Source organism: Tunturibacter empetritectus, from assembly GCF_040358985.1.
In the GTDB taxonomy this organism is placed as follows: domain Bacteria; phylum Acidobacteriota; class Terriglobia; order Terriglobales; family Acidobacteriaceae; genus Edaphobacter; species Edaphobacter empetritectus.
Genome location: NZ_CP132932.1, coordinates 400,542 through 422,807 on the forward strand (window position 1 = coordinate 400,542; position 22,266 = coordinate 422,807).

The window sequence follows — 22,266 nt, forward strand, 5'->3', positions numbered from 1 at the left end:
GCAACCGAAGCTCTTGACCGTAGACGAATTGGCCGCAGGATCGCTATAGGCGTTGTTGCCTCTGCAATTGTCGCCCTGTTGATTGTTGTCCTGCAAACGGATCGACACCCTCGTACGGATGACGCGAGCGTGAGGGCGAACTACATTCAGATTGCTCCGGAAGTAAGCGGCAGGCTGGTTGAACTGCCGGTAAAAGACAATGCGTTCGTGAAGAAAGGCGACCTGCTGTTTTTTATCGATTCTCGTCCCTATGAGTATGCCTTGCAGCAGGCGTTGTCCGATCAGGAGGCGCTGGAGCAGCAGATTATCGACGCGAAACGAAAGATCGCGGCACAAAGTAGCGCCGCCGACGCCGCTCTCGCGGGTGTACACAGCTCAAGAACCGGTGTCAAAACTGCAGGCAGCAGCATCGATGTCGCGAAGGCCACCGTCTCTCGAGCTCAAGCTTCAGTAGCCGCTGCGGAGGCGCAACTCAAGCTGGCAACAAATAACCTGCATCGCATTGAACCGCTGCTAAAAAAACAATACGTGACGGTGGAGCAGATCGATCAGGCCAATACCACGGTACGTGTAGCGCAAGGAAACTATGACGAAGCACAGGCCGCACTCGATCAGTCGCAGGCTCAACTCGCCCAATCGGTCCTGCGTCAACAAGAGGCGGATTCTGCGGCAATCGAGTCGCAGGCGAAGTTAGGACAGGCGATCCATACGATCGATACAGTGGACACGCTGATGTCCGAGAGGCCCGGGAAGGCTGCGAAGGTGGACAGCGCGAGACTCGATCTTGAGCGGTGCCGCGTAGTCGCTCCCTTCAATGCCTATGTCACCAACATGAATATCTCCGTGGGAGAGTACGCGCGTCCCGGCGCCCCCCTGTTCACGCTGATTGACACCCGCACCTGGTGGGTTGTCGCGAACTATCGTGAGTCGAAGGTGAAGAATATCGGCATCGGAGCGCATGTGGATGTATATCTGATGGGACACCCTGACCGAAAGTTCAATGGAGTTGTCGAGAGCATAGGATTTGGCGTCTTTCCAGAAGATGGAAGCGTCACTGGCGGACTACCCAACATCGAACGCACCTTGAACTGGGTCCATCTCTCCACGCGGTTTCCTGTTCGCGTTCGAGTTCAAGATCCTGATCCCGATTTATTTCGCATAGGCGCTACCGCAGTAACGGTCGTGAGATAGCAGATGGTGGAGACATCTTTCTTCGGGACGATCTCGTCTCTGGGGCGAAAGCTCTGGGAGGATCTACAACCCACGCCTGGGCGGCTCAACAGCTCTCTTCGTATCGTACTTGCGACCATAATCGCCCTGATCCTCATGCTTGTCTGGCAGATGCCGTCGATCTACATCGGCATGTATTTTATCTTCCTCATCGGGCGCGACAGCCCTGCAATTTCTTTTCGAACCGGTCTGATCTCGTTGCTCACCGTTGTAGCCGCAATTGCAGTTGAGCTTGCGGTTGTCATTCTCAGTGACAACGATCCGATGGCCCGCGTACTGAGCGTCGCAGTCGTTACCTTCATTGCAGGCGTGCTCGTGGCCTCTACCAACTTCCCGGTTCTCGGATCAACGTGGGGCCTGATCTTCTGTACTGTGATTGGGAATTGGGAGAAGCATGCGCCTGCGGACAGGTTAGTCAAAGGCTCGCTCTGGCTGATTGCGACGCTTGCAGTCGCGATCGGCGTTTCCGTTCTGGTGGAGTACCTCTTCGGGGATCGCGACCCCGCGAAGAAATTAGAAGCGCAGCGCAAGATCCGATACCAGGCGCTGGAAAAGATGTTCACCGCTTACGCTCAAGGGGGGACCCCAGAGCAACGATACGCCGCAGCGATTCCCGTCTCTCGCCTCGCGATAGCTGGCTCAACCGGAATGCTTGAGCTATACAACAAAATTGCGGAACGAGATCTCGATACCGGAACCCTGCCTCCGGGCACGCGCTTGCGCGTCACGATGCTGGCCCAGATCATGAATGTTTCCGCTGCTTTTGGCCTGCAGAATACTGGGAAAGATAGTCCGGAGCTAAGACGGCGTTGTGGAATTATCGCGGAACAGTGTCGTGAATTGATCCCGGTTTTCGTTCCAACGATCGAAAAGCGTTTGCGATTCATGCCCGAGAACTCTGTGACATTGCTGGATCGAGTCGAAGCTGCCCTTCATGCCCTTCTGACAATGCCTTCCGACGCCGCCGAAATGGGCAACAAAGAGTTGGTTGCGATGCCCGTAAGAAAGGCGCCTTTTTTCATTCCAGATGCGGTCGGCAGAAACGACACACTCGCATTTGGACTGAAGATTAGCCTCTGCGCGACCCTCTGTTATGTCCTCTATAACGCCGTGAACTGGCCGGGAATTTCAACTGCAGTGATTACCGTTGTCGTCACCGGCCTGAGTAGCAGCGGTGCGATAAAACAAAAACTTTTCTTCCGTGTCTTGGGTTCGATTGTTGGCGGTCTTATCCTTGGCCTTGGAGCGATTTCTCTTCTCTTTCCACATATGGATTCGATCACGTCGCTGGTCATACTCATCGGATCGGTTGCCTTTATCTCAGCCTGGACAGCCGCGGCTCCAAGATTCAATTACGTAGGCTTGCAGATCGCGTTCTCGTTTTACCTTGTGGCGTTTGAAGATTTTAGTGCTCCTACCGAACTCGCGCCCGCACGGGACCACCTTATCGGCGTACTCCTCGCACTTCTGGTCATGTGGTTTGTCTTCGACCAGATCTGGCCAGTGCGCACTGTCACAGTCATGCGTCAGAGCCTCGCAGGCGTTCTCAAAAGCGTCGCGAGCTTCCTCCGTCTCATCGAACCTCATCATGTTCAGAAAGATCTGCTTCAACAAGCGGATGCCCTGCGGGATCAGGTCGGGAAGACAGTCATAGCGCTTCGATCAATGAACGATGCTGTAGATTACGAGTTCGGCGTAGACCGGGAACTCCATGTCCGCTCAAGCCTGATGATTCTCAGAACATCTCTCACTGCAGGGACACTCTTTTGGAATCAATTAGCAGTTCTCTACAGCGAACGAGACAAAGATTTTCTGACGGAACCTGACCTCATAGAAATGCGCCGAAGACTGGCGGAGTCTATTGATGAGCTGGCCGAAGGGGTTGTGAAAAAGACGCTTCCCGTGACGGCCCCCGCGACTGCTCTTATACCTCCAGCGATGCTGAATGATCCGCGCTATGGAGAATACTCCCGTAACACGATTGCGCGTTTCGAGGAGCTTCAGGCGTTCGCCCGAATGCTAAGTCACGAAGTCTAAGAGTTGTTGAAACTCCTGAATTTTCACAAGGGAGATCAGGCACCGACTGCGAACTCTGTCTCCAGCTCAGGAGTGTGGAAGGCTGACGGCATATAAATACCACGCAGCATGGGGAAGCCACTGCTCGGTCCAACGCCAGTCTTCATCCTTGCCCGTCACCGCATATCCCTCGTTGAAGGCGATGCCATCTTCATCGTCGGCAGCCGCAGTAATACCGTTGAGGATCGAACCCGGAGCGCTTGTGTACTTGTAGGAATGGAAGAACATATACGGTGCGTTCCCATGACCGCTTCCCATCAGCATGCTGGCGTCAAACGGATTTCGCCCGAGAATCCAGTGCAACTGGTTCCAGGCATACTCCTGAAGTTGTGACTGGAAGGCTGGGTCGTCAGCAAAGAACGGAGCTGCCATGCGCGCAGCGGCTGCCAGCGAGGCCAACCGTGCATCTTCGCCCTGCCACCACGGCGCTGCCTCCGTGTCATGTGGAAAGAAGAACGCAGTGCGGACTCGACCGTCTCTCATCCGCACCAACTGTCTGGCGTATCCAAAAGGATTGGATACTTCGGCAGTTACAGCGAGCTCGAAACGCAGCGATCGTTCCACTGCATCGCGCACACGCCGCTGTGTAGCCGGCGCTGCAACCTGCGCGTATTCGAGCAGGCTAATCACCGGCAGACCCGCATCGGAGGGATGAAAGTATGGTCGCGAGCCATCATCAGCTCGCCAGAAATCACGACGCCCCTCAGCTGTCGCAAGTCGCTCCATCAGGTGCAATGCTCGCTGATCCGCTGTCAGTCGATAGACGTCCTTCCGAGTTGCGCGATACAACTCAGTAGCCGCCATCAACGCACAGTAGTCGTCGAGGATGTTCTCCTTTCCATCATTCAGCAACTCGCGATTGTGCGCATCGAGAAATTGAAACGCCTCCTCTGCCGCACGAAGGTATTCGGCTCGAGGCAGATCCCCATCGAAGGGCATGGTGCTGGCAAGCGCCAAAGCGGCAATGGCCATGCCTCCTCCCGCGCGAAAGCTCGCTTCGTAAGCGTGTGGTCCCTCAGCAGTCTGTATGCGCTCGGTCGAGTCTGACGCACTCTTCTTGATCTGCGTTCGCCAGTTCGGGTTGCCGATGACACGATCCTGCGGCAACTTATCTTTTCCCGGAGCGTTGATGCTCTCGAAGAAAGAACCGTCCGGCCGCTTCATTCGCACCAGAAAATCCGCCCCAAAGAGTCCCTCATCAAGCATTCGCCGCAAGTACTCGCTGAAGTTATCGTCATGCCGTTCTTCGAGAACCCGATAGCTCTTCAACAGACTCCAGGCAACCAGCGGCACCTGCTGCGGATTGAAGTAGGAGGTAGGATTTTGATGAGAGAGGTGGATTCCATAGTCCCCGGTCGCGTCGTACCAGCCGCCATGAACATCGACAAAGCCTGGCTGGCCAGCAGGCAGAGGAAGATGACGATCGGCCCGATCCATCAAGCCGCTCGCACGTTGTCCTTTGAAGTAGAAGACGATATTAGACAGCGTATTGCGTTCGAGAAGATCGTCATCAATATCGAACGGACAGGATCGTACTTCACCCGCGGCCGACTGAATCTCAATCGCGTAGTGGCCAACAACCCGCCACGAGGAAAAGTCTGCAGTCCAGAAGACGCGGTCCCCCCACGAATCTACCGGGCCCTTGGGAGTCAGGCGCCCAGTCGACACGATCTTGCCGCTGACCGTATCGACCAGCGAAAATTTCTCCGGATGATCCCGGCCGGTCCCGACTACGATTGCGCTCTTAGGCGCCCGAGTCTCATAGCCAACCTGGTCAACCACAACGTTTAGCTGTGCCATCGCCGTCAGAGGGAACACTCCGGCGAAACAACCAGATAAAAGCAATCTCCATGAATGTCTAATCTTCCTGCTCCTTGAAAGCTGCGGACGAAACTTCAAACGGACGGCGAACTGCGATGTAGGGCTTTAGATTTCTCTTGCTCCCCCTGTCTGGACGACTATACTCATCGACTCATCTCTAAACCAGCAAAAACGCAGTGCCAGGCTAGAAGAATCTGACATTTACCGAGCTGTTGTGCGAAATACGAGATTCAGCAAGAGGTGTTTCTAGGCATTTGGATTTGGGAATCTTCGCGGAAATCTTTGAAACACAAGGCAAACATGCCATACGACAAAGCTCCATTTCGACGATCCCAGGCCTCCTTTAAAATTTCTCTTGCAGTTCAGTACAGTTGTCTATACGATCTGTCATCCGGACATTTCAATTTTTGAACAAATTTCGTTTTCTTGGTTCACAGATCAAAACAAGACTCCTGCTTTCTCAGCAAATGCAAGTGGCAGCTTTCATAAGCGATCAAAAGACTGACGAACGCAGCCATTTCATTCCAAAGCGTCGACCAGTTACGCAATCTGTACCCCTTAAGTCCTGCCCCAATGCAATACATACGGTATTTAGCGACGAGCATGATGGGCCAGAACAAGCCGACCGCGAAACCTCGCATAGGCACAAGCAACTCACTCGGAAATTACTTTGGAGGAACGCAATGCACAAAGGACTCAAACTCGGCTTCCGTTGTCTTTCAGCGTTAGCGCTGGTCATCATGACCTGTCTACCAGCGTTCGCACAGACCATTACCGGTTCCATTACTGGTACCGTGACCGATCCAACCGGAGCCGTCGTAGCGGGCGCTAAGGTAACCGCTACTAACGTCCTGACAGGCGTGGCCACTCCGACCGTGACCAATCCGAGCGGCATCTACTCGCTCCATTTTTTGCAGATCGGACAATATAAGGTCACCGTAGAGTCCACCAGCTTCTCTCCTCAAAGCACGACTGTCTTTTCGCTTGAGGTCGATCAGGAAGCCAGGGTCAACGTAGCGTTGAAGGTCGGCGGAACAAACAGCAACGTCGTCGTCACGGACACTGCCCCCATCCTGAACACCGAGAACGCGACTACCGGCGACACGATCACAGCGGCAGCAGCGACAGAGTTGCCTCTGCAGAGCCGCAACTTCTCTTCGCTTACTCTGCTGGTAGCTGGAGCCATCTCTCCTAATCCGCAGGCTCTCGATAATGTCGGACGGGGCCAGTACAATGGCGGATTCTTCGTCAATGGTAATCGTGAGCAAGGCAACAACTACACCCTCGACGGTGCCGACATCAACGAAGCAATCGACAACTACATCGGCTACAGCCCCAACGTCGACGCGCTCGGCGAAGTCCGAATCATCACTGGAAATTCAACTGCAGAGTACGGCAACGCAAACGGCGGCCAGGTGGTCATGGTCACCAAGAGCGGAACGAATCAGTTTCACGGCAACGCTTTCTTCTTCGGCGAGAACCAGAATCTGAATGCAAATACATGGGCTGCAAAACTAACCGGTGCGCCACGCGCTCCATTCAACCGTGCCATGTTCGGTGGCACTCTCGGCGGTCCCATCTTCAAAGACAAGCTCTTCTTTTTTGTGGACTACCAGGGAGCTCGCCAGCATTTCTCCACCGTCGAAAACCGAACCGTCGTCTCTGCCGCGGACCGCACGTTGCCCGGCATTACTAATCCAGCAGCAATCTATCTCTTCGCTCACCCAGAGGTTTATCCAGAGCCAAATGCCGTAACGAACTCGTCCGTAAACTACGTCGGCTCATCGGGCCAGGCCACAGTCAACGATCAGGGCGACGCGAAGATCGACTGGCGCGCAACCAATCGCGACACGCTCTCTGGCCGCTTCTCCATCGGACGGGAACACGACGGCTTCTCCAAAGTCGCTCTACCTACGGATATCCCCACCAATAGCAACGATCCATATACCGGCTTCATCGTGAACTGGACGCATGTCTTCTCTACCAGCATCGTCAACGAAGCGCGTGCGGGTTACGGCCGGACACGTTATATCCAGACGCCTACCGATGTCTCTGGAAATTGGGGCGTCACCGGCAACGCAAAGCTCGGCATCCCGGGAACCCAGCTCGTCCCCGGGTTCAGCACTCTTGTGATCGGAGACGGGCCAAACTCCGGCTTTGTCGATGACATCGGTGCACCATCAACCCAGGACGGAAACGGAGCGTACGGCGGAATTGACAGTGACAGCATCGTGAATGCGTACACCTACGGCGACAACCTCACCTGGCAGCATGGCAAGCAAACGATAAAGTTCGGTGTGCAGGTCCTGCGCTATCAGGAGAACCGATACTACTCCGGCAACGACGGCACGTTGGGTTTCTTCAACTTCAACAAGTCGGTCGACGACTTTTTGCATGACAGCGTTACGAACGAGGGCCAAGGCGCTCTAACCGGCCGCTGGGGTCAGCGTCAGTATCGCGATGCCGCCTTTGTGCAGGATGACTACAAACTCAGCTCCAACCTGACCATCAACCTTGGTCTCCGCTGGGAGTACGATCAGCCCTACACCGAAGTCAACAACAAGCAGGCAAACATTAGCCTCACGACTGGCGCAATCACAAATGCTGGCGTCAATGGTGCGCCTCGCGCTCTCTACAACGCTTATTGGGCAGGGTTCATGCCAAGGCTCGGCTTCGCCTGGTCGCCTGAGGCGCTCCACGAGAAATTTGTTCTTCGCGGTGGATACGGCATCACGAACTTCCTCGAAGGAACAGGAGCAAATCTTCGCTTGACTCTCAATCCGCCTTTCTTCGTCGATGCGTCATGCACGGTCGGTCTTCCCTGCGCCAACGGAGGTCCACTGTCTATCACCCAGGGATTCTATCGGCCAGCTAATCCATCTGTTTATGCCGGCAACGTTCGCGCATGGCAACCAAATCTGAAGCCAGCTCTCATCCAGCAGTTCAACCTCACCTCGGAGTATCAACTGGATAACTTCACCTCGCTCACTGTTGCTTATCTCGGGCAAAATGGTAACCATCTGGTAGACCCGCGGGAAGGCAACCAGCGCGCCTGCTTTTCCTGCGCTTTACCAATCACGACGTTGTCACTGCTCAACCCGGCACTCAGCCAGATTACAAATATCAGCTACACAGAGTCCGAAGCTGTCATGAATTACAACTCATTACAGGTAACCGGACGACGTCGCCTTAGCCACGGCCTCGAGTTCCTCGCCAACTGGACCTATAGCAAGGGATTGAGCAATAACCTCGGTTACTACGGTGCTAGCGGCGGCGCTGGCGATTCACAGAGTGCCTACTGGCAGGATGCATACAACGGACGCGCCGACTATGGTCCGGAGTTCTTCGATTCCCGTCACAACATCTCCGTCTCCGGCTACTACGAGTTGCCCTTCGGTCGTGGACGCCAGTTTGCAAGTAGCATCAACCGCTTTGTAGACGAAGCCATCGGAGGCTGGAAGTTCAGCACTATTATGAGCTTCCATACCGGCTTCCCCATCACCATCAACTCGGACTCCGAATACTCCACTCAGGTCAATGCTCGGGCCTCTCGTGCCAATCACCTTCGCCCTCTAAAGGTAGTTGGAAGAACTTCGCATAATTGGTTTGGAACGGATCCTTCGGCCATCACCTGTCCAAACGACACAGACAACGGGATCTGTGCCTACAGTGCAGAGAGCGCGTTCAGCTTCGGCAACGCAGCCGTTGGAACGGAACGCGCACCGAGTTACCAACAGGTTGACCTGTCTCTCTCGAAAGACTTTGCAATCACTGAAGGAAGCCACCTCGAGTTCCGCAGCGACTTCCTGAATGCCTTCAACATGGTGAGCCTCTCTCCGCCGAGCAACACCGCCACTGTTCTGGGGAACTCGATTGGACAGATCTCCAACACAGTCAACGAACCACGTAATATCCAACTCGCTCTGAAGTTCGTCTTCTAAGGTCTCGAGGTGGCGATTTCATAAAAGGGGCAGCGAAAGAACTTCGCCGCCCCTTTTATTTGGCTGTCTAATCAGACAAATACTCATTGCAAAATATGTACATCGTCGTCAGTTCAGCTCATAACTGGTCAGTAGTCTGGGATAAATTCATTAAGGGCCACTACAGTTTTTCGAAACTCCGAATGAGTCATACTCTCTCGCACGGATTATTTATCCTCGCGCTGTTTATGTGCGCTTCTGTCACTTCTCACGCTGCAGCTTCTCCCACACAAAAGCAGGAGATCATCGCATATATTTTTCCAAAAGACAGAACCATCGCGCCGGGAGAAGTATCGGCAGAAAAATTGACGCGGATCAACTACGCCTTCGCCGATCTCCAGAATGGAAAAATCGTCGAAGGCTTCCCGCACGACGCGGAAAACTTTGCTGCGCTCAATGCTCTCAAGCACGCCAACCCGTCTCTTACCGTATTGGTTTCTGTTGGCGGATGGACATGGTCGGGCAACTTCTCCGATATGGCTCTCACGAGGCAACGCAGAAAGATCTTCATTGAAAGCACCGTCCAATTCATAGAAAAATACAAACTGGATGGCCTCGATGTCGACTGGGAGTATCCCGGAATGACCGGTGACAATCATCGGTTTCGCCCCGAGGACAAGCAAAACTACACCCTTCTGCTCAAAGAGCTACGGGCACGATTCAATCACGAAGAGAAGAAACTTCATCGTCACCTCGTAACATCTATCGCAACCGGGGCGTCCACAGAGTTCCTCGAATATACCAAAATGTCTAAGGTGCAAAAGTACGTGGACACCGTCAACCTGATGTCCTACGACTACTACGTTCCGAGTTGGGATAAGACCACCGGACACCATGCACCGCTCTTCACCAATCCAGTCGATCCAAAAAAAATCTCCGCCGACCGTACAATTCACGAGTATGAGAGTGCCGGCGTACCCGCGAAAAAACTAGTGCTTGGCGTGCCCTTCTATGGAAAGAGCTGGACTCAGGTTCCCGATCAAAATCACGGACTCTTTCAGCCGGGCAAGGAAGCGCCCGACACCTATCGCCCGTACAGTTCTCTAACCAGCTTGCAGAGCAGCGGCTACATTCGATACTGGGATGCGCAAGCTTCTGCCCCCACTCTATACAATCCGGACACGCAGACCTTCATATCCTATGAAGACCCTGAATCGCTAAAGAAGAAATGTGAGTATGTGGTTGACCACAAACTAGCCGGCATCATGTTCTGGGAGTACTCCGGCGATTCTGCCAACGCCCTCTTAGATTCGATCGATACCGGTCTTCAGCATCATCCCGCCACGGCAACGGAGTCCAAATGAACTCCACAATACAGCTGCCTGTGACGGGCGTGACTAGTTCAGCCCGCGCCAGCCGCGTCGCATCCATCGACATCTTTCGCGGACTCACGATGACTCTCATGATCTTTGTCAACGAGTTGGCCGAAGTCAAAGGTCTTCCCTGGTGGAACTATCACGCCCCCGCAAAGGTCGACGCCATGACCTACGTCGATATGGTGTTCCCAGCTTTCCTATTCATCCTTGGGACGACAATCCCTATTGCCCTCGAACACCGCATCCGTAAAAACCCATCGCTGCCTGCTCTCTGGCTTCATGTGATCCTGCGGACCATCGCCTTGATCGTCCTCGGCCTGATTCTTGCAAACGCAGAGCTTGGTAGCCGTTCGCTGATGGGGATCGATCCAATGCTGTGGACCATCCTCGCGCTGCTCGGTGCCATCCTTTATTGGAACGTATACAGCCGCTCCGACCACCACAAAACGCTATTTCGCACTCTGCGGTTTTCCGGTCTGGCTTTGATGATCGTAATGTTCGCTATCTTCCGCAGAACGACGCTCGACGGACACGCCGCATGGATCAGCACCTCTTATCCAGAGATCCTGGGATTGCTCGGATACACCTACCTCGCCGTCTCAATTCTGTACATCGCAACGCGTCGATGGCGCCGGGCATCTCTCGTATGGTTTATCGCTATGACGGCTCTCTGCGTTGCATCAACCGCAAAGTGGATTCCATTCCCGGGCCATATTCCCCTCTACGTCTGGCCATTCGGCAACGGAGCCATGGCATCAATCGCATTGGCAGGCGTCGTCACCTCGGGCATCTTTGTGGATAGCCGCGGCCTCTACCCGACCACACTTCGACAAAAATTGATCGCCGCCATCTCTTTCGGCAGCATCACGCTCCTATGCGGATGGCTTTTGACTCCCTTGGGCATCTCGAAGATCCGCGCCACGCCAACATGGTGCCTCTACAGCATCGGTTGCAGCGTCCTGCTATTCACGCCGCTCTACTGGGTCTGCGATGTCCGGCGCGCAGTGCGCTGGGCTGCATTCACGCGCCCTGCCGGCGAGAACACGCTTCTCACCTACCTGCTCCCTGACCTTTATTTCTTCATCGCATCGGCGGCTGGCTTCACATACTTTACCGAGCACGCCAACTACGGCTTCGCAGGCGTACTGAGATGTCTGATCTTTACAGCATTGATCCTGGCACTGGCTGACCTTCTAACAAGATGGAAGCTAAGACTTCAGATCTAACCGCAGTAACTACCGCTAGCCACGGCTGGGACTCTTCCCAAGCAGCTCGCGTGCAATCACCATCCGCTGAATCTCGCTCGTTCCCTCACCAATGGGACACAGCCTCACATCTCGATAAAACTTCTCTGCCGGATAGTCCTTGATGAACCCATATCCTCCATGAATCTGCACACCCTCGTCGCAGATCCTGCAAGCCGCCTCACTCGCATACAGCTTCGCCATCGCAGACTCCAGCGTCACCTTTTTGCCTGCGTCCTTCATCTGCGCCGCGCGCATCGTCAACAACCACGCCGCATCCAACTCCGTCGCCATATCGGCCAGCTTGAACTGGATCGCCTGAAACTCGCTGATCGCCTTCCCAAACTGTCGCCGCTCCTGCGCATACTTCATTGCCGCATCGAGCGCACCACGTGCCATTCCCAGGCTCAGCGCCGCAATCGAGATTCTGCCGCCATCCAGCACGCGCATCGCATCTTTGAAACCGTCGCCCTCTTTCCCAACCAGGTTCTCCGCTGGAACCTCGCAGTCCTCAAAGATCAACTCTGCCGTATCGCTCGCACGCAGCCCCAGCTTGTTCTCCTTGCGCCCCGACCGAAATCCCTTCGTACCCCGCTCCACCACAAACGCCGAGATTCCGCCACGCGTTCCCTTCTCCTTATCCGTTACCGCCAGCACCACAGCGCAGTTTGCATAGGTTCCATTGGTGATGAACGTCTTACTCCCATTCAACACCCACTTGTCGCCCTGCTTCACCGCCGTAGTGCGCGCCCCACCCGCATCCGAACCCGATCCCGGCTCCGTCAAACCCCATGCACCAAGCCACTGCCCGCTCGCCAGCTTCGGAATCCACCGCTTCCTCTGCTCCTCGTTTCCACCCAGCATGATGTGATTCGTGCACAACGAATTATGCGCCGCGACGATAATTCCGACACTCCCGTCCACCCGCGAGAGCTCCTCAATCGCCAGCACATACTCCACGTAGCCCATGCCTGCTCCACCCAGCGACTCAGGAAAGATCACGCCTAACAAACCCATCTCTCCAAGCTTCTTCACCACCTCGTGCGGAAACTCGCTCTTCTCGTCCCACTCCGAGACATGCGGCGCAACTTCTCCCTCAGCAAAGGCTCGAACTGCACTCTGCAACTGCTTCTGCTCATCGGTCAACCCAAACATGAACCCTCCAACGCGTTATAACCTACGCTAATACATCTATCACATTCATGCATACTCTGGCTTGCGCATGAATGTCCTGCCGGACGGGCCCACTGCGCGTGGGGCGGTCACTTCGTGACTTGTATACCGGTCCAGGCAGACTAAGCGACATGGGCCCTCCCGTTGGTCGTAATCATCTTCTTTCGCGACCAACGGGAGCGCCACGCGAAGCAGTATACGCGTCACGAAGTGACCGCCCCACGCGCAGTGGGCCCGTCCGGCAGGACACAGTCTTTCAGATCTTATCCAGCGCCTGCCCCAGATCCGCGACAATATCCTCCACATCCTCGATCCCCACCGACACCCGCATCAATCCATCCGTAATGCCCAGCCTCGCCCGCCCCTCAGCCCCCACCGCAGCATGCGTCATCGTCGCCGGATGACAGATCAGCGTCTCCACTCCTCCAAGCGACTCTGCCAGTAAACCAAGCCGCAGCGCCTTCGCAAACCTATTCGCCTTCTCCAGAGACCCCAGTTCCATCGAGATCATAGACCCGAACCCATGCTGTTGCCGCTTCGCCAGTTCATGCTGCGGATGCTCCACCAACCCGGGATAAAACACCTGCTGCACCTTGGCATGCCCCTTCAAAAAATCAGCAACCACGCGGCCATTTGCATCATGTTGCTTCATCCGCACCGCCAGCGTCTTTACCCCGCGCAGCAGCAGATAGCTCTCAAACGGCGACAGTATCCCGCCCGTGCACTTTTGCACAAACCGAAATGTCTCCGCATGCTCCGGCTTGGTGCAGATCAACACGCCCCCCAGCCCATCCGAGTGGCCATTCAAAAACTTCGTCGTCGAGTGCATCACAATGTCGGCGCCCAATGCGATCGGCTGCTGCAGATAGGGCGACAGAAACGTATTGTCCACACTCAACTCCACGCCCTTCGCATGGCAGATCCTCGCCACCGCACCAATATCCGTCAATGACATCATCGGATTCGTCGGCGTCTCGATATGCACCAGCTTCGTCGCCGGAGTAATCGCAGCGGCAACATTTTCGGCCACGCTCGTGTCGACATAAGTAAACGTCAGCCCATAGTTCGTCAGCACCTTGTCGAACAACCTCCCTGTCCCACCGTACACATTGTCCGAGCAGACTACGTGGTCGCCAGACTTCATCATCGTGCACAGCGCAGTAATCGCCGCCATCCCACTGCCGAACACATGAGCGCTCGTACCGCCTTCGAGCGAGCACAGGCTCTCCTCCAACGCATCCCGCGTCGGGTTCGTCAGCCGAGCATACTCATGCCCCTTGTTCTTACCGATCTCCTCCTGCTGATACGTCGAGGTCAAATAGATCGGCACATTCACCGCGCCCGTCACCTCATCAGGAGCCTGCCCGTCGTGAATCGCTCGCGTTGCAAACCCAGCTCTCTTCTTCGCTTCTGTCATTTGTAACCCCAATCATCACAATTTATTCCAGTTTGAAAATTAATCCAGCAGCGCCTTCGACAGATACCTCTCCGCCGAATCCGGAATCACAGTAACCACTCTCTTCCCCGCTCCAAGCTCCCGCGCCACATCCACCGCTGCGCACAGCATCGCCCCCGCGCTGGACCCCGCGAACACACCCTCTTCCGCAGCCAGTCGTCTCACCATCTTCAACGCCGGCTCGTCCATCACCATCATCACGCGATCGCACACGGAGCGGTCAAACGTCGCAGGAATAAACGAAACCCCAATCCCTTCAACCTTATGCGGCCCCGGCTCGCCGCCCTCCAGCACACTCCCCTGCGGCTCCACCGCTACGGTCAAAATCTCCGCACGCTTCTTCTTGAAGAACCGAGCCACCCCAGTAAACGTACCCGCCGATCCCACCCCCGAGACCCACGCATCCACGCGCCCTTCCATCTGCTCCCAGATCTCCGCCGCCGTCGTCTCTTCATGAAAGTCGGGGTTCGCCGGATTCTCAAACTGCAGCGCAGCAAATGCCCCCGGCGTCTCTCTCTCGAACTGCAACGCCCGTCGAATCGCCCCCGCCATTCCCTCGGTCTCAGGCGTTCGCTCCACCGTCGCACCCAACCCGCGCATCAGCTTGCACTTCTCCTCAGCAAACTGCTCCGGCACATAAAGCATCACCTTGTATCCGCGATTGACGCCGATCAACGCCAACCCGACGCCTGTATTCCCGGCAGTCGCCTCCACAATCGTCCCGCCAGGCTGCAACACACCCCGCCGCTCAGCGTCCAGCACAATCCCAAGTGCCGCCCTGTCCTTAATACTTCCCCCCGGATTCAAGTACTCGAGCTTCGCCCAAATCTCTCCGCAATTTCCACTACCACTTCCCTGTTCAAGCCGGCGCAGACGAACCATAGGCGTCTGCCCCACTAACTCCAAGATGCTCTCAACAACCTTCATCAACCCAATCCTTCATAAACAAAATCAATCGTCAGCTTCCATCCTACTGACAGACAGAGGTGTCCCGAGGCAATCGCCCGCAACTCCATCAGCGATCCTACGCCTCAGTTCTTCTTTCCGGGATCACTAAAGCCGGCGCTCCCACCTTTGCCCGCCTCCGCCACCACCCTCGGATAATACCCCGTCCGCGTCCGCACCGACAGCCGGCCAAAGCTCTTGGACTTGGCCTCCACATGCACCTCGCGATAGCCGCCAAGCGTCGGCGACTTCGTAGAGTGATACGAGATCGTGTACTGCGTGCGAATATCCTGCGCCACCTCTGCAGCAATCTCGTCTACTTGATTCACCGACTTAGGAAAGTAAGCCGCCCCCCCCGTCTGCTCCGCCAGTGTCTCCAATACCCTCCGCGCATGTCGCGACTCACGCTTATCCGTATCCTCGCCAAACAGCAGTCCCACACAATAGATCACCGGCCCGTCGAGATCCTGAATCCTGCGAATCGTCTGCTCCAGCGTCGCGCTCGAAGCATTGTCTTCGCCATCGGTAATCACCAGCAGCACCTGCTTCGGATGCTTCGCGTTCTTCGCCAGATAATCCGCCGATGCCACCAGAGCATCGTAGATCGCCGTTCCACCACTCGACTTGATATATCCCAGCCCCTGCTGCAGCTTGTCGATATTATTCGTAAAGTCCTGGTCGATGAACGCCTCCCACGAGAAGTCCACTAGGAACTCTTCATCCTCGGGATTCGACAACTTCACAAAATCCAGCGACGCCTTATCCACCGCCTGACGCTTGTCATACATCGACCCCGAGCTGTCGATTAGCAGCCCCAGCGACACTGGCAGGTCCTCATGCCGAAACGAGTTGATCGTCTGTGGAACTCCATCTTCATAGACATGAAATGCATCTTTATCCAGCGTCTGAACCGACCGGCCACTTCCATCGAGCACCGTCGCATTCAGCCGCACCTCGTAAGCATCCTGCCGCAGCGTGTACTTGCCGTTCTCGCGCGCAATCGCATTACTACCTACACCTTGCGGAGCGCCGGTCTGGCTCTGTGCAGGCGGATCAGGATCAGGCGAAGCCACAGGATCGCGATCCACCGTTAGCGAAGGTTGTTGCGAAGCGGGTTGTTGTTTCGCGGTTACCTGCGGAGATGCAGGTTGCTGGGCCAATCCGGCCGCCCCACCGGCCATCAGCATCAACCATCCTGCAGCGGCCATCCCCGGCTGAAAACACTTACTGCGAAGGTGCATAGTACCCCTGGCGATTATGTACCGTCAGGTTCGGAAGCCCTGGCGGCGGAACGAGTCGTATCTTCAATTTACGCCAGTTCCCATCCTGCTTCACCTCTGAAGGCCTATACCCGATCACATATTCATTTCTCAGCTCTGCGCTGATCCGCGAAGCAATATCGCCCAAGTCCCCCAGCTCCGAGACCCGGAACATCCGTCCCCCGGTCATATCGCAGATATCGGTCAGCAGTACCGGCCCCAACTGCTCCTCGGTCGTCGGCGCATATTGATCGAAGATCCCGATCGAGTAGATCTGCACATCGCTCTCCCGCACCACGCGCCGCAGCTCGCCCTCCGTATAACGGCTGCGATTATCCCCTCCATCCGAGATTATTAGCAGCGCCTTCCGTTCATACTTCGCCTGCTTCAACTTATCCACGCCAAGATAGATCGCATCGATCAGCGCAGTCCGATTCTCCGGCTTCAGCATCACCATCCGCGCCTCCACGTCATCCACATCGGACGTGTAATCCACAATCACCGCGGGCCGATCGTTGAACCCGACGACAAAGAACTCATCCTGCGGGTTTGATGTCCTCAAAAACTCACTCAACGCCTTCCGCGCACGCGCAAACTTCGACGACATGCTCCCGCTCAAATCGAAGATGATCCCAATCGTCACCGGCGCATCCTGTGTCGAGAAGCTCTTGATCACCTGTCCGATATTGTTGTCGAAGACCTCGAAGTTCTCCCGTTCCAACCCTGTCACTAGCCGATTCATTGGATCGGTCACCGTCGCCGGAATCAGCACGAGGTTCACATCCACTCGAATCCGCGCATCCCGTCGCGAAGTTCCCAGCGCAGCCGCATTTGCCGCCCCTTCGATCACCGGCTTCTTCTCCTCAGGCGTCTTCGGCGGCGCAGGCGGTGCAGGCGTATGGACCACATCCAGCGGATTCTCCTGCTCCTGCGCGAGGCAAACTCCACCTTCCGCCCCACCCCACAACCCCAAACACAGACCCAGCAACACCCCAAGCCTCCACCCGGCCCAACGCCCTCTCAGGCGAGCCGCCCCACACTCTCTTCGCCCGTCTCCAACAACTACCCCGTCCCGTCTATTGATCTCCATCTCGGCACCTATGTAGTCCTCGCGACCACTCACCAGTCGCACATCTGTGGAGCCTCTACCAATCACTCAACCCACAGCCCGCCAAGTCCATCAGATGCTGCGTTCTGAAGATAATAGACCCCCTGTCAACCCCATTTGTCATCAATTCATCTTGGCCTGCGCGCAGTTGCTGTCTCCTCAACGTTCTCCATACACCTCCGGATTCCTCTCACCCCTTCTTACCCTCTCTTCACGTCCCAACCCGTACAATCACCACAGAATCCAACTCTGGAGAACCTTCAAAGCATGGCCCGTCTTTACCCCTTCCGCGCCCTCCGTTACGACCCCGCCCGCGTCAACATGGAAGACGTCGTCACCCAGCCCTACGACAAGATCACCCCAGCCATGCAGCAGCTCTACTACGAAGCCAGCCCCTACAACCTCATCCGCATCATCCTCGGCAAACACGAGCCCGGCGACACCGACCCGCAGGACTTCCTCCCCTACGGCGAACAGGCCCACAACGTCTACACCCGCGCCGCCGAGACCCTCCGCGAGTGGCGCCGCGATCGTGTCCTCGCCGAAGAGGCCGAGCCAGCCGTCTACGGCTACTCCCAGACTTATGAAGTTCCTGGTACCGGCGCCGCGGCTGGACAAACGGAGACCCGCGAACGCCGCGGCTTCATCGCCCTCGGCCACCTCTACGACTACGCCGACAAGGTCGTCTACCGCCACGAGCAGACCTTCCCCAAGCACAAGTCCGACCGCCTCGCCCTCTTCAAAGCCACCCGCGCCTACTGCGAGCAGATCTACATGCTCTACTCCGACCCAGCCTTCACCGCCGAAAAGCTCATCTTCGGCGCCAGCGGCCCCGGCAAAGACTTCAGCGGCAAGATCGGCCCCGACACCGCACCAGCTGACCTCGCCATCACCGACGAGTACAACGTCGTCCATCGCCTCTGGAAGATCACCGATCCCCACATCATCAATCTCCTCCTCACCGCCATGGCCGACAAGAAGCTCATCATCGCCGACGGCCACCACCGCTACGAGACCTCCGTCGCCTACGCAAAGGAGCGCTCAGCCCAACTCAAACTCCCTTTCAAGCAGGCCATCCCCGGCGACGAAGACAGCTCCCCCTCCGTCATCGCCGACGGCGACACCCGCTCCACCCTCCCCACCCCGGCCTTCCCCGAAGCCGCCATGATGATGACCTTCGTCAACATGGACGCCCCCGGCATCACCATCCTGCCCACCCACCGCGTCGTCCACGGCCTGCCCAGCTTCAGCTCACCCGACTTCATCACCAAAGCCAGCGCCTTCTTCAACATCAAAGAGCTAACCACACCCGACCTCGCCGCACTCAACGCCACCCCCGGCACCGCCTTCCTGGCCGCCACCGGCGACGGCAACTACCTCCTCACCCCAAAGCCCGACGTCATCGCAGCGGCCCTCAAAGGCATCTCTCCCCGCCAGGCCCAGCTCGACGTCGTCCAACTCCACAGCATCATCCTCGACAAGCTCCTCGGCCTCGACCAGGACACCATCACCCGCCTCGGCAACGTCCGCTACATTCGAGAGCCCGCCGAAGCCACCGCCCTGGTCGCCAGCGGCGAAGCCGACATAGCCTTCCTCATCAAACCCATCACCCTAGACCAGCTCCGCGACATCTCTCTCTCCGGCGACGTCATGCCCCAGAAATCAACCGACTTCTACCCCAAACTTCTAAGCGGCCTAGCCATCTACGCCCTCGACTAAACTTCACCAACCCGAGTGGTCGCGAAACCCATTTACAATCAAACCCGCGACCACTCAAACCCTTTGACTTACCCCCTAAAGCAATTCGCCGCGCGCCTAGCCCTAGTCCTCCTCGCGAGCCTCGCCCCCCTAACCGCGCAAACCCCGCAACCCATCCCCCGCACCACCATCTTTCTCGACCCCGCCCACGGCGGCACCGACTCCGGCGCCCGGCTCACCGACAACCTCCCTGAAAAATCCCTCACCCTCGCCTTCGCAACTCGCCTCCGCGCACTCCTCTCCACCAGCGGCTTCTCCGTCATCGCCACTCGCGACACCGACCCCACCGTCCCCTTCACCACCGACCAGCGCGCCGAGATCGCCAACCACTCGCACCCCACCGCCTGCCTCGTCCTCCACGCCACCGCCAGCGGCAACGGCGTCCACATCATCACCTCCGACGTCCCGCCGCCCGACGACGCCGACACCGAAACACACCACGCCATCCCCTGGGACACCGCGCAATCCGCCTCCATCCCCCAGAGCCTCGCCCTCGCCAACTCCCTCGGCCTCGCCCTCCTTCACTCCCGCCTGCCCGTCCTGCTCACCCGCGCCTCCCTCCGCCCCCTTGATAACCTAACCTGCCCCGCCGTCGCCATAGAGATCGCGCCTCTTACCCCAACCGACGGTGACCCCACCCCTGTCAGCGACGCCAACTACCAGCAGCAGATCGCCCAGGCCATCGCCACCGGCCTCACCACCTGGCGCAGGAACCAGAACCCCGCCGCCGGAGCTGCCCGATGATCCCCCGCTACCAGCGCATCCTCTTCTGGAGCCTCTTGGGCGGCATCCTCCTCATGTCGGCCTTTCTCCTCCGCGGCTGCCAGCAGGCCCACAAGCGCCTCGCCGCCCTCAACGACGCCACCCCCATCGCCGCCCCCACCGCCACCAGCACCGAAGACATCACCCTCTATCTCGCCAGCGACACCGACGCCTCCATCACCCCCACCACCGAATCCTTCGCCCTGCCCCAGGCACCAACCCTACGCGCCCGCACCCTCCTCGAGCACCTCCTCGCAACCTACGCCCTCCCCACCTCCAAACATCCACTCCAAGCCGGCCCCGCCGTCGACGATGTCTTCCTCCTGACTCCCCCCGAGATAACCCAGACAAACCAGACCAAGACCCCGCATCGGCCTTTAGCCGACCTCTCCCAAGCCAACCAGCAAGCCATCGTCAACCTCCACGGCTCCTTCGTAGACAATCACCCCTCTGGCATCCAGGTCGAGGCTCTCACCGTGCAATCGATCGTCGGCACCCTCCACACCGCGCTCCCCCAGATCACCGGCGTCCGCTTCCTGGTCGACGGCCAGCCCCACGACACCCTCGCCGGCCACGCCGACCTCCTCCGCACCTACCCCGCGGTCGACACCACCTCCCACCCGGCCCCACCCACCGAAACCCCTCAGCCTTAAAAGAAAAACAGCCTAACATACAAAAGAGCCTTCAGCATAGATAGCTCACCCCACGTCCTTGCTTTGTGTTGCCGTCATCCTAAGCGTAGCGAAGGATCCCGAAGGTCACTAAGCATTTACAACCTTCAGAACCTTTCCGCAAAAAAATGTTCAACAATAACAAGAGCTTCAGCAGCAATAACAAAACACTCATGACCGACAGCCCCGCAGCCAATCCAAACCCCGCAAAATCCCTCACCATCGGCGTCTTCGACTCAGGCTTCGGCGGCCTCACCGTCCTCCGCGCCCTCCTTCCGCTCATCCCCCACGCCCACTACCTATTCCTCGGCGACACCGCACGTCTCCCCTACGGCTCCAAGTCCCGCGAAACCGTCGCCCGCTATGCCGTCTCCAGCGCAAAGTTCCTCCACGATCAAGGTGCCGACCTCCTCGTCATCGCCTGCAACACCGCCACCGCCCTGGCCCTTCCGGACATCCAGCAAGCCCTGCCCATCCCCGTCATCGGCGTAGTCGAACCCGGAGCCCAGGCCGCCCTCGCAACCTCGAGCTCCCCGGGGTCCAATACTCCCGACGGTCCAAACAACGTCCTCGTCCTCGCCACTCAAGCCACAGTCCAATCCCACGCCTACACCCACGCTCTCAACGCCCTCGGCCTTGAGGCGAGCGAAAAAGCCTGCCCACTCCTAGTCCCGCTCGTCGAAGAGGGCTGGACCAACCACCCCGTCACCGACGAAGTCCTGAAAATCTACCTCACCGAAGCCCTCGCCGCCGCGCCAGCCACCCAAACCCTCCTCCTCGGCTGCACCCACTACCCTCTCATCGAGCCCGCCATCCACCGCACCCTCGACTCCATCGGCCACCCCCTCACCGTCATCGACTCCGCCGACGCCACCGCCCGGGCCACCGCCGCCCTCGTCGCCAACCACTTCCCCAACCTCACCCCCACCACCCAACCAAGCTGCACCTTCTACGCCACCGACTCCATAGAAAAGTTCCAGCGCCTCGGCTCCAACTTCCTCGGCCAACCCGTCACCAAAGTCAATCTAGTCGACCTCGGCGGCTAAGCTAACTTTGCTTTATCCTGCAAACGGAGAAAAACGATGCCCTACCTGCTAAAAACCGAACCCACCAAATACTCCTTCGAAGACCTCGAGCGCGACGGCGAGACCACCTGGGACGGCATCTCCAACAACCAGGCCCTCCTCAATCTTCGAGGCATGAAGCCCGGCGAAAAACTCGTCATCTATCACTCCGTCGTCGGCAAAGCAGCCGTCGGCACAGCCAAGGTAGTCTCCGTCGATGCCGCCGACCCCAAAAACCCGCAGGTCCGCATCAAGCCCGTTAAGCGCCTCAAAACCGAGAAGCCGCTCGACGAGATGCGCACCGCCGCCGTCTTCAAAGATTCCATCCTCTTCCGCCAGTTCCGCCTCTCCGTCGTCCCCCTCACAGACGCTCAGTACGACTGGCTCACCGCCTAAGCCTTCT

17 protein-coding genes are annotated in these 22,266 nt (G+C 57.3%); 11 read left to right on the forward strand and 6 right to left on the reverse strand.

Annotated elements, in window-relative coordinates; all coding sequences use genetic code 11:
- Positions 1 to 129: 129 nt before the first annotated feature.
- Both RBB75_RS01495 and RBB75_RS01500 read left to right on the forward strand, forming a co-directional pair.
- Entirely contained in the window at positions 130 to 1,191 is a 1,062-nt protein-coding gene (locus RBB75_RS01495) for a biotin/lipoyl-binding protein (RefSeq protein ID WP_353070343.1), read from the forward strand.
- 3 nt (positions 1,192 to 1,194) lie between these two features.
- Positions 1,195 to 3,267, forward strand: a complete 2,073-nt coding sequence (locus RBB75_RS01500; RefSeq protein ID WP_353069293.1) for an FUSC family protein — start codon at positions 1,195 to 1,197, stop codon at positions 3,265 to 3,267.
- A gap of 66 nt (positions 3,268 to 3,333) precedes the next feature.
- On the opposite strand, the gene RBB75_RS01505 is transcribed toward RBB75_RS01500, so the two are convergent.
- The gene (locus RBB75_RS01505; RefSeq protein WP_353069294.1) at positions 3,334 to 5,106 is read right to left on the reverse strand and encodes a glycoside hydrolase family 9 protein; all 1,773 of its coding nucleotides are present in this window, start codon (positions 5,104 to 5,106) and stop codon (positions 3,334 to 3,336) included.
- Between the two features lie 704 nt (positions 5,107 to 5,810).
- Between RBB75_RS01505 and RBB75_RS01510 the strand changes: the two genes are divergently transcribed.
- The 3 genes from RBB75_RS01510 to RBB75_RS01520 all read left to right on the forward strand — a co-directional run bounded on the left by RBB75_RS01510 (position 5,811) and on the right by RBB75_RS01520 (position 11,649).
- Positions 5,811 to 9,068: a TonB-dependent receptor gene (locus tag RBB75_RS01510; RefSeq protein ID WP_353069295.1), complete on the forward strand. Its 3,258-nt coding sequence runs from the start codon at positions 5,811 to 5,813 to the stop codon at positions 9,066 to 9,068.
- Positions 9,069 to 9,163: 95 nt separating this feature from the next.
- The gene (locus tag RBB75_RS01515; protein WP_353069296.1) at positions 9,164 to 10,411 is read left to right on the forward strand and encodes a glycoside hydrolase family 18 protein; all 1,248 of its coding nucleotides are present in this window, start codon (positions 9,164 to 9,166) and stop codon (positions 10,409 to 10,411) included.
- The gene (locus RBB75_RS01520; RefSeq protein WP_353069297.1) at positions 10,408 to 11,649 is read left to right on the forward strand and encodes a DUF5009 domain-containing protein; all 1,242 of its coding nucleotides are present in this window, start codon (positions 10,408 to 10,410) and stop codon (positions 11,647 to 11,649) included. Before RBB75_RS01515 ends, RBB75_RS01520 begins: the two co-directional genes overlap by 4 nt.
- Positions 11,650 to 11,664: 15 nt before the next feature.
- Here the strand turns inward: RBB75_RS01520 and RBB75_RS01525 are convergent, their stop codons facing one another.
- From RBB75_RS01525 to RBB75_RS01545, 5 genes are all read right to left on the reverse strand, one after another.
- Positions 11,665 to 12,822, reverse strand: a complete 1,158-nt coding sequence (locus tag RBB75_RS01525) for an acyl-CoA dehydrogenase (RefSeq protein ID WP_179639041.1) — start codon at positions 12,820 to 12,822, stop codon at positions 11,665 to 11,667.
- A 274-nt stretch (positions 12,823 to 13,096) separates the two neighbouring features.
- Positions 13,097 to 14,257 (reverse strand): trans-sulfuration enzyme family protein, encoded by a 1,161-nt coding sequence (locus tag RBB75_RS01530; protein WP_179639042.1) that lies wholly within the window; start codon positions 14,255 to 14,257, stop codon positions 13,097 to 13,099.
- A gap of 39 nt (positions 14,258 to 14,296) precedes the next feature.
- Complete coding sequence (gene cysK, locus RBB75_RS01535) at positions 14,297 to 15,223, reverse strand: cysteine synthase A (protein ID WP_179639043.1); 927 nt, start codon at positions 15,221 to 15,223, stop codon at positions 14,297 to 14,299.
- A 104-nt stretch (positions 15,224 to 15,327) separates the two neighbouring features.
- Positions 15,328 to 16,482, reverse strand: coding sequence for a VWA domain-containing protein (locus tag RBB75_RS01540; protein ID WP_257031110.1), 1,155 nt, complete (start codon positions 16,480 to 16,482; stop codon positions 15,328 to 15,330).
- Positions 16,466 to 17,407 (reverse strand): VWA domain-containing protein, encoded by a 942-nt coding sequence (locus tag RBB75_RS01545; RefSeq protein ID WP_353069298.1) that lies wholly within the window; start codon positions 17,405 to 17,407, stop codon positions 16,466 to 16,468. Before RBB75_RS01545 ends, RBB75_RS01540 begins: the two co-directional genes overlap by 17 nt.
- On the opposite strand from RBB75_RS01545, the gene RBB75_RS01550 reads away from it, so the two are divergent.
- The 6 genes from RBB75_RS01550 (at position 17,399) to RBB75_RS01575 (ending at position 22,259) form a co-directional block, all read left to right on the forward strand.
- Complete coding sequence (locus tag RBB75_RS01550; protein ID WP_353069299.1) at positions 17,399 to 17,698, forward strand: hypothetical protein; 300 nt, start codon at positions 17,399 to 17,401, stop codon at positions 17,696 to 17,698. The genes RBB75_RS01545 and RBB75_RS01550 overlap by 9 nt on opposite strands.
- Positions 17,699 to 17,875: 177 nt before the next feature.
- Positions 17,876 to 19,327, forward strand: coding sequence for a DUF1015 domain-containing protein (locus tag RBB75_RS01555; RefSeq protein ID WP_179639044.1), 1,452 nt, complete (start codon positions 17,876 to 17,878; stop codon positions 19,325 to 19,327).
- A gap of 63 nt (positions 19,328 to 19,390) precedes the next feature.
- Positions 19,391 to 20,110 (forward strand): N-acetylmuramoyl-L-alanine amidase family protein, encoded by a 720-nt coding sequence (locus RBB75_RS01560; RefSeq protein WP_179639045.1) that lies wholly within the window; start codon positions 19,391 to 19,393, stop codon positions 20,108 to 20,110.
- Positions 20,107 to 20,781: a GerMN domain-containing protein gene (locus RBB75_RS01565; protein WP_179639046.1), complete on the forward strand. Its 675-nt coding sequence runs from the start codon at positions 20,107 to 20,109 to the stop codon at positions 20,779 to 20,781. The genes RBB75_RS01560 and RBB75_RS01565 overlap by 4 nt, the downstream gene beginning before the upstream one ends.
- 191 nt (positions 20,782 to 20,972) lie before the next feature.
- Complete coding sequence (gene murI / locus RBB75_RS01570) at positions 20,973 to 21,845, forward strand: glutamate racemase (protein ID WP_179639047.1); 873 nt, start codon at positions 20,973 to 20,975, stop codon at positions 21,843 to 21,845.
- A gap of 36 nt (positions 21,846 to 21,881) precedes the next feature.
- A complete protein-coding gene (locus RBB75_RS01575) occupies positions 21,882 to 22,259 on the forward strand; it encodes an EVE domain-containing protein (RefSeq protein WP_179639048.1) in 378 nt (125 codons plus the stop codon).
- The last annotated feature ends 7 nt before the right edge of the window (positions 22,260 to 22,266 follow it).

What these genes read in the sequence shown, in the direction of transcription:
- RBB75_RS01500 (WP_353069293.1), top strand. Translation starts at nt 1,195, where the DNA reads ATGGTGGAGACATCTTTCTTCGGGACGATCTCGTCTCTGGGGCGAAAG.
- RBB75_RS01505 (WP_353069294.1), bottom strand. Translation starts at nt 5,106, where the DNA reads ATGGCACAGCTAAACGTTGTGGTTGACCAGGTTGGCTATGAGACTCGG.
- RBB75_RS01510 (WP_353069295.1), top strand. Translation starts at nt 5,811, where the DNA reads ATGCACAAAGGACTCAAACTCGGCTTCCGTTGTCTTTCAGCGTTAGCG.
- RBB75_RS01515 (WP_353069296.1), top strand. Translation starts at nt 9,164, where the DNA reads ATGTACATCGTCGTCAGTTCAGCTCATAACTGGTCAGTAGTCTGGGAT.
- RBB75_RS01520 (WP_353069297.1), top strand. Translation starts at nt 10,408, where the DNA reads ATGAACTCCACAATACAGCTGCCTGTGACGGGCGTGACTAGTTCAGCC.
- RBB75_RS01525 (WP_179639041.1), bottom strand. Translation starts at nt 12,822, where the DNA reads ATGTTTGGGTTGACCGATGAGCAGAAGCAGTTGCAGAGTGCAGTTCGA.
- RBB75_RS01530 (WP_179639042.1), bottom strand. Translation starts at nt 14,257, where the DNA reads ATGACAGAAGCGAAGAAGAGAGCTGGGTTTGCAACGCGAGCGATTCAC.
- cysK (WP_179639043.1), bottom strand. Translation starts at nt 15,223, where the DNA reads ATGAAGGTTGTTGAGAGCATCTTGGAGTTAGTGGGGCAGACGCCTATG.
- RBB75_RS01540 (WP_257031110.1), bottom strand. Translation starts at nt 16,482, where the DNA reads ATGCACCTTCGCAGTAAGTGTTTTCAGCCGGGGATGGCCGCTGCAGGA.
- RBB75_RS01550 (WP_353069299.1), top strand. Translation starts at nt 17,399, where the DNA reads ATGGACCACATCCAGCGGATTCTCCTGCTCCTGCGCGAGGCAAACTCC.
- RBB75_RS01555 (WP_179639044.1), top strand. Translation starts at nt 17,876, where the DNA reads ATGGCCCGTCTTTACCCCTTCCGCGCCCTCCGTTACGACCCCGCCCGC.
- RBB75_RS01565 (WP_179639046.1), top strand. Translation starts at nt 20,107, where the DNA reads ATGATCCCCCGCTACCAGCGCATCCTCTTCTGGAGCCTCTTGGGCGGC.
- murI (WP_179639047.1), top strand. Translation starts at nt 20,973, where the DNA reads ATGACCGACAGCCCCGCAGCCAATCCAAACCCCGCAAAATCCCTCACC.
- RBB75_RS01575 (WP_179639048.1), top strand. Translation starts at nt 21,882, where the DNA reads ATGCCCTACCTGCTAAAAACCGAACCCACCAAATACTCCTTCGAAGAC.